At 67.0% G+C, this 6,949-nt stretch carries 6 protein-coding genes; all 6 read right to left on the bottom strand.

Translation table 11 applies throughout. The features are described from left to right. A partial coding sequence (locus FKP22_RS16415) for a helix-turn-helix domain-containing protein (protein ID WP_233446859.1) occupies positions 1–349 on the bottom strand: 349 nt, incomplete at its 3' end. A gap of 136 nt (positions 350–485) precedes the next feature. Then, entirely contained in the window at positions 486–2,564 is a 2,079-nt protein-coding gene (locus FKP22_RS16420) for an acetate--CoA ligase family protein (RefSeq protein WP_141288535.1), read from the bottom strand. Positions 2,565–2,571: 7 nt separating this feature from the next. Beyond that, positions 2,572–3,516 carry a Bug family tripartite tricarboxylate transporter substrate binding protein gene (locus tag FKP22_RS16425; protein ID WP_141288536.1) on the bottom strand — a complete coding sequence of 315 codons (945 nt, stop codon included), beginning with the start codon at positions 3,514–3,516 and terminating at the stop codon, positions 2,572–2,574. Between the two features lie 67 nt (positions 3,517–3,583). Beyond that, a complete protein-coding gene (locus FKP22_RS16430) occupies positions 3,584–5,074 on the bottom strand; it encodes an aldehyde dehydrogenase family protein (RefSeq protein ID WP_141288537.1) in 1,491 nt (496 codons plus the stop codon). A gap of 329 nt (positions 5,075–5,403) precedes the next feature. Further along, positions 5,404–6,567 (bottom strand): iron-containing alcohol dehydrogenase family protein, encoded by a 1,164-nt coding sequence (locus FKP22_RS16435; protein WP_141288538.1) that lies wholly within the window; start codon positions 6,565–6,567, stop codon positions 5,404–5,406. A gap of 58 nt (positions 6,568–6,625) precedes the next feature. Further along, the coding region (locus FKP22_RS16440) for an electron transfer flavoprotein subunit alpha/FixB family protein (RefSeq protein ID WP_211361432.1) at positions 6,626–6,949 on the bottom strand (324 nt) is incomplete at its 5' end.

Below are 6,949 nucleotides of genomic sequence, written 5' to 3' on the forward strand. Positions count from 1 at the left end.
GCTTCTCGACGAACTTCGGATCGCGCGAGATCTTGAAGCCGTGAACGACGTGCGGCTTCAAGCCATGCGCTTGCCAATGTCGCATGACGGTGCTGGCGCTGACCCCCAGCACTTCGCCCATCTTGCGGGTGCTCCAGTGAGTGGCCGCAGGCGGTGTGGTTTGGGTGGTCAGCTCCACCAGCTTGGCGGAATCCACCTTCACCGGCGGAGCACCGCGCGGCAGGTCGCGTTTGATGCCTTCGAGCCCCAACTCCAGATAGCGCTCGCGCCAGCGCGCCACCTGCACGCGACCGATCCCCAATTGCTCGGCAATGTCCTTGTTCCGCAGGCCTTGCGCCGCCAGCAGCACGATGCGCGCGCGCTGCGCCAGCCTGACGCTGGTGAGCTTGGAACGCGCAGCTTCGTCGCCCTCAATCACCTGACCGCGGCCATCCTCGCATTCCGCAAGTTGCCGTTGGGTGTCAACATCGTTGACGGATAGGTTCCTAGCGGGCTACCACCAACGCATCCACGGCCCGCAGTCCCTGGCCCTGTGCACCGACGATCAGCGGATTGATCTCGAACTCGCGGATATCCGACGCCGCCATGAATTGGTCGCCGAATGCGACCGCGGCATTCACCAGCGCATCCACATCGGCCGCCGGCTTGCCCCGGAAGCCCTGCAGCAGGGTCCACAGCTTGAGCTTGTGCAGTGCCGCGCGCACCTGCGCGGAAGTCACGGGCAGCGCGAGGTGGGCAACGTCGCGGTAGAGCTCGATCGCGACGCCGCCGGTCCCCAGGGAGATGATGGGGCCGAAGTCGGTTTCCCTCAGGCAGGACAGCACCACCTCGACGCCCTCGCCGACCATCTCCTGCACCAGAATGCGGGCGCCAGGCCTGCCCAGCCTGGCTCGGAACTCCGCCGCCAGCAGGTCCACCTCGTCGAACGATCCCACCCGCAAACGCACCAGGCCGAGTTCGGTCTTGTGCTCGGCCTCGGAAGGCAGGACCTTGACCACCAGCGGAAGGGCCATGTCGGCACAGGCCTGCGCCGCTCGGTCGCCAGCGCGCAACACCGTCCAGCGGGCCGGGGTGATGCCGCCGTCCTCGCAGAACCGCATCGTGCGGTTCCAGTCTGAAGGGGCTGCACGCGGCAGCAGCGCCACCCGCTCGCGTACCTCGGGCAGCGCCCGGTACCGCATGCGCCGGTAGAGCCACGACAGCGCCTGCATGGTGGTCGACGGATCGGCAGCCAGCAGCACACCGGCTTCGCGGAACGCCCGCCGGGTCTCCGGCGCCATGGTCTCGCCGACGAAGCTGACGATCACCGGAAGCTGGCTGCCCAGGGCCTTGAACACCGCTGCATCTTCTTGCAGATACCTCCTGCCGCTGCTGGCGTACTGCACGACGATGGCTTCGGTACGGGGATCGTCCGCGATCGCATGGCAGGTGTCGCGGAACAGGTTCGCCACGGTATTGATCTGCCCGGTCAGGTCAATCGGGTTGGCCTTGCGCGCGAAGTCGGGCAGCAGGGCTTCAAGTCGCACCGTGGTGGCGTCGCCAAACTCGGTCAATGGGACACCGCAATGGCTGCTGTGGTCGGCCAGCAGCGCGCCAGCGCCGCCTGACGAGCTCAGCACCGAAATGCCGCCCTTCGGATCGCCGCTCGCCCGCGGAGCGCGCATGAACGACAGCACCTCGACCGCCAGCAACAGGTCAACCAGGCTGTCCACCGACATGACCCCCGCCTGCTCCAGTACGTCCGCATAGACCGAATGAGAGGACGCAATCTTGCCGGTGTGGGAGGCCGTGGCCTGCTGGCCCATCGCCGATCGGCCGGCCTTCAGCACGACGATCTGCACGTCGCGCCGGCGCGCCTTCTGCGCGATGCCGAGCATGCGGTGGGCGTCGTTCAAGCCCTCGATGTAGAGCGCCACGACCCGCACGTCGTCCTGGTCCACCACCCAGTCGAGCACTTCCAGCGCGTCCAGGCAGGTCTCGTTGCCAACGCTGACCATGTACGAGCAGCCGATGCCATTGCGCTGCATCGCATTGCCGATGGCACCGGCCAGGGCGCCGCTCTGGCTGACCACGGCGATCGGCGCATGCTGGACCGCATCCAGGTTCTGCAGAGCCGGGCTGTAGGTCAGCATGCTCTTGTTGCGAACCGACCAGACGCCCTGGCAGTTCGGCCCCATCACGGTCACGTGGCAGCGGGCGGCTGCCTCCACCAATCGGGCGGCGTGGACCTTGCCAGCCTCAGTCTCCTCGAAGCCGGCACTGAAGACGATCGCATGGCGAATGCCCTTCACGCCACACTGCGCGACGATGTCCGGCACCGTGTGGGCGGGGGTGATGAGGAGTGCCACGTCGGGCGTCTCGGGCAATTCGGCCACCGACTTGAAGGTTGCCAGCCCTTCAACCTCGGCATGGGTCGGGCTGACCGGGTAGACGCGGCCTTCGAAGCCATGCTTGAGCAGTACTTTGACAATCGCGTTGCGGGGGGAGCCAGCCTGCGGCGAGGCGCCCACGATGGCCACGCTGCGCGGGCGGAAGAAACGTTCGAGAGAGTAGATGTCGCTCATCGGGGCCTCAGTTTGAGCCGTCCATGGTGAGTTTGCGCTCGGCCACCACCCGCTTGAGCAGCGCAAACTCGCTGTTGATCTCCGCCGTGTATTGCTCGTGCGAGCCGGTGATCACCATCGCGCCGCTCCTCTCGATCTGCTGCCGGACCGCCGGCTCCTCCAGCGCGGCGCGCACCGCTTCATTGATCTTGCGTACCAGTTCCGGAGGCATGCCCTTGGGACCGACGATGCCGAAGGCGGACATGCGGTTCATTGGGGCCAGCCCGACCTCGGCAAAGGTCGGCACGTCCGGGAAGTCGCTCAAACGCTCGGGCGATGCGACCACCAGCGGCACCAACTTGCCAGCCTTGATGAATGGCAGCGCCGAAGGCAGCGCATCCATCACAACCTGGACCTGGCCCGCTACCGCATCGTTCAGGGCCGGTGCCGCACCACGGTAGGGAATGTGGGTGATGAACACGCCGGTCAGGCTCTTGAAGGTTTCCATCTGCAGGTGGCTGATTCCGCCCATGCCCGATGAGGCATAGGCGTAGCTGGCGGGCTTGCGCTTCAACTCCGCCAAGAAGCCGGCATAGTCTTTGGCCGGGAAGCTGGGATTGACGGCAATGACTGTGGGCGTCGCAGCAACGTCGATGATGGCGGTGAGGTCGGCAGGACCGTAGGGCGCCTTGGTGCTGATGGCCGGATTGGCAGCCGTCGTAGATGGCGTGGCCATGGCCAAAGAGTAGCCATCGGGTGGCGACCGGAGAACCTCGTTGGTGGCAGTCACGCCGCCGCCGCCAGGGCGGTTCTCGATGATCACGGTCTGCCCGAGCTTGCGGCCCATCGAGGGGGCGATCACCCGCGCCACCACATCGGTTGAACCGCCTGGTGCGAAGGGAACGACCAGACGGATCGGCTTGTTCGGATAGGCCTGGGCCAGGGCGGCCGAACTCGTGGCCAGCAAGCCCATGGCCACGACCGTTTGCCTGAGATATTTCACTGCTCGTCCCCCGCTGCACTGTCTGCAACTCAGTGGTTCAGTTCAGGTTGATGTAGACGGCCTTGCGCTGCAGGAAGCTTTCGACATGCTCGGTACTCCCCTTCCAGCCGTAGCCACTGGCCTTGCAGCCACCGAAGCCCACAGTCGGATCGACCATGCCGTAGCAGTTCACCCAGACCGTGCCTGAGCGGATGCCTTGCGAGACTCGATGTGCAGTGCTCAGATCGCGGGTCCAGACGCCGCCGGCCAGACCAAACTCCGAGTCATTGGCCATCTTCAGCACCTCGTCCACCGTGTCGAAGGGGATCACCGAGATCACAGGGCCGAAGATCTCTTCCCGTGCGATTGCCATGGTGTTGGCCACGTCCGAGAAAACCGTGGGCTCGACGAAGTACCCATTGGCCAGCTCGTTACCCAGGCGCGCGCCCCCGGCGGCAAGCACCGCGCCCTCTTCGCTGCCGATCTTCACGTAGCCCATCACCCGGTCGAGCTGGCGCGCCGAGATGAGCGGGCCGAGGTCGACGTCCGGCTGCAGCCCGTTCCCCACCTTGAGTCCGGCGCTGAAATGCCGCAGCCGCTCGACGAACTCTTCCTGCACCCGGCGCTGCACGAACAGCCGGGTACCGGAATAGCAGATCTGGCCGCTGTTGGAGAACACGCCCATGGCGGCACCGGGCACCGCGATGTCGAGGTCTGCATCGGCGAAGACAATGTCCGGGGACTTGCCGCCGAGTTCGAGCTGAAGACGCTTCAGGTTGCCGGCCGAGGCCGCGACAATCTTCCTCCCGGTCTCCGTCGAGCCGGTGAACGAGATCTTGTCCACGCCAGGATGCGCCGCCAGCGCGGAACCCGCCTCGCTGCCGTAGCCGGTGACGATGTTCATGACGCCGTCTGGCACACCCGCCTGGGCCATGATCTCGGCGAAGCGCAGCACCGACAGCGAGGCGTCCTCGGCCGGCTTCAGTACGCAGGTGCAGCCCGTGGCCAGCGTCGGCCCGAGGATCCACCACTGGCCACCGAGCGGCCCGTTCCACGGAATGATGCCGCCCACGACACCCAGCGGGGTCTTGTGGGTCAGAGCCATCACCTCTCCGGGCAGCGAATGGCTGGACGTGGTCGTCGTCGCCGCGCCGGTGCACGAAGCGAAGTGCAGGATGGTCTGAGAGATCCACTGCACAGTCGAACGAGTGCGCGAGAGCGGCGCGCCCATGTCCATGGTCTCGAGCACCGCAAGCTCTTCGGCGTGCGCCAGCAGCAGATCGTTGATGCGCAGCAGCAGGCGCTGCCGCTCGATCGGCTTCCAGCGGCTCCAGGGGCCCTCGAAAGCGGCACGGGCTGCTGCGACTGCGCGGTCAATGTCCACCGGGCCACCGCGCGCCAACCGACCGATGACGGTGCCATCGGCCGGGTTGAAGGTATCGAAGGCCTCACCGGAAGCGGCGGGCACCCATTGGCCGCCGATGAGCAGCTGCTTGGTGGAGCCCAGGAAGGCTGGGCGCTCGTGGACTGTGGCTGCAGAAGTTTGCATGGTCTTTCGGTTCAGCGGAAAGGCCGATCCGGGTTGTCTCGGCCGGTCGACAAAAAGGTCAATGGAAGCAGTGCCCGCCGTCGCCAACCTGCACAGGCGCCACCAGCACCGGCCTCACTTTGGCCCCAGGCCAGTGAGCACCTTGAGCACGCCGGACTCCCGTGTCAGGACGGCAGATGCCGAGGCTGCTGTCGATCACGACAACGAAGCGTGCCGCGATGGGGATCGACACGGCATGTTCCGCGTGTCGCCAGCCGATGTCGAGTCGCCTTTTATGGCAGCCGAGGTAAGTTCGGCTAACTCACCGCGGCACGCTGCAGCAAACCCAGTCACCAAGCCGCTTCGAGCACTTCCAGCAGCGTCTGCACGTCCTTCACCGGCCGTGCATTGCGGCTCACGAACCAGTCGGCCATGGCGGCATCGGCAAGCGGCGCCAGGTCGTCGTGCAGCACGCCGATGTCCCGCAGACGACGCGGCAGGTCGACACGCGCGAGCAGCACCTGGACGCGGCCGATCGCCGAGGTGTCGGCCGACGGCTCGGCATCAAGCTCGGCCAGCGCCTGCCGGATGGACGGCGAGCGCTGCGCGGTGACCGGTGCGTTGAAGCGCATGGTGTGCGGCAGCACGATCGCATTGACGACGCCGTTCGCCACATGCGAGCGCTGGCCGATGGCATGCGCAAGCACCGAGGCCAGGCCAGTGCCACCCTGCTCGGTGCCGCGGCCGCAGAGCAGCGCGGCCACCACCAGCGTTTCCCGTGCTTCGCTGGCGTGCGGGCCATCGAAGGCCGTCAGGCCCCGCTGCACCAGCCGCAGCGCCTGCATCAACAGGGCCTCGGAGACCGGATCGCACTGCGGCGATTCAAGCGCTTCCACGGCATTTGCCAGGGCGTTCAGCGCCGCACTCTGCACGAGTGCGTCTGGCGCCGTCTGCAGGAAGCCGGGATGGACGAAGACCGCCCGTGCTCGCGTCTTGGGGTCGAACAGCGCGAGCCGCTTGCCCTGGGCATCGTGCACCGCGGTGCCGGCCTTGACGAAGGCGGTGCTGGGCGTGGTGGGCACCACGAACAGCGGCAGCTTCTGCGCATTCAGGCGCGGGCTCTCGAACCTGCCATCGGCCATGCGGCGGGTGCAGAGTTCCGCCAGTGGCCGCCGCTCGCCGTTCAGGATGGCCGCGGCGCGCGCGGTCACCGCCGCGGAGCCACCGCCGACCGCGACGATGGCATCGGCGCCGAGTTGCTCGAAGAGGCTTGCCGCTTCCTCGATACCTGCCACGGGGCTGTGCTCCCTGGCCGATGGGCAGACGCCGGCCACGAGCGGCCCCAGTGTCTCGCGAAGCATCTGCAGCTCGGTGCTGCGCGCAATGGTCCGGCCGCAGATGATCACCGCACGACGGGAGCCGGCGCGTTCGAGTTCCCGCCGCAGCGCCAGCAGGCTCTCGCTGCCGTGGAACAGCCGCAGTTCGGCGGAGACGTGCTGGTACGAAAGGGTCATGGCATGCGCCTCGGTTCAGGCCGTTCGCTCACGGCTGGCGCTCGCGGCGCCCGCCGTGTCACAGCGCATCGGTCAGCTCGGGAACGGCGACGAACAGGTCGGCGACCAGGCCGTAGTCCGCGACGCCGAAGATCGGCGCCTCCGCATCCTTGTTGATCGCCACGATGACTTTGGCATCCTTCATGCCAGCCAAGTGCTGGATCGCGCCGCTGATGCCGCAGGCGACATACAGCTGGGGGGCCACGATCTTGCCGGTTTGGCCTACCTGCCAGTCGTTCGGCGCATAGCCCGCGTCGACCGCCGCGCGGCTCGCACCCAGGGCGGCGCCCAGCTTGTCGGCGAGTGGCGTCAGCACCTCGGCGAACTGCTCGCTGCTGCCGAG

Origin of the sequence: Ideonella azotifigens (assembly GCF_006519715.1) — a bacterium.
In the GTDB taxonomy this organism is placed as follows: Bacteria; Pseudomonadota; Gammaproteobacteria; order Burkholderiales; family Burkholderiaceae_C; genus Ideonella; species Ideonella azotifigens.